Annotated in this window: 1 pseudogene; it reads right to left on the minus strand. The window is 54.2% G+C overall.

Features of this window, described 5'->3' with window-relative positions:
* Positions 1 to 584, minus strand: a pseudogene (locus FDX22_RS12385) (mannitol-1-phosphate 5-dehydrogenase); the annotation flags it as partial.

Genomic DNA, 584 nt, shown 5'->3' on the forward strand with positions numbered 1-584 from the left:
CCAGATTCGTGTGCGGCAGGCCGTACTCCAGCGTGCCCAGCAGCGGTTTAATCAGACGGTCGCCCGCGCTCAGTTTACGCAGTGGCTGACGGCCAACGCGCTCAACGTCATCTTTCAGATACGGGTTTTCAAAGCGACCGAGGATTTTCTGAATATATGCTGCATGTTTTGCCGCATCAAAGCCATAGCGTTTGATCAGTACCGCGCCGCTCTCTTCCATCGCACCTTTTACCACTGCGCGGATTTTCTCGTCGAGAATCGCGTCACGGATGGTCTGATGACCGGTCAATTTTCCGAGGTACGCGGTTATAGCATGCCCCGTGTTCAGCGTGAAGAGCTTACGTTCGACAAATGCCATCAGGTTATCAGTTAATTCCATTCCCGGGATGTTTGGCAACTCGCCTTTAAACTGGGTTTTNCGGATCGTTGGTCGCAGAAGCGGAAGGGGGAACGATGCGGTCTACGGCGGAATCGACGAAGCCAACATGTTCTTCAACCCAGGCTTTGTCTTCATCTGCCAGCGCGTTCATGACGTGGCCTTTCAGCTGGGTCGTGCCGCGCACCATGTTCTCACAGGCGATGAT

The sequence above is a fragment of the Citrobacter sp. TBCS-14 genome (genome assembly GCF_005280805.1).
Taxonomy (GTDB): domain Bacteria; phylum Pseudomonadota; class Gammaproteobacteria; order Enterobacterales; family Enterobacteriaceae; genus Citrobacter; species Citrobacter gillenii.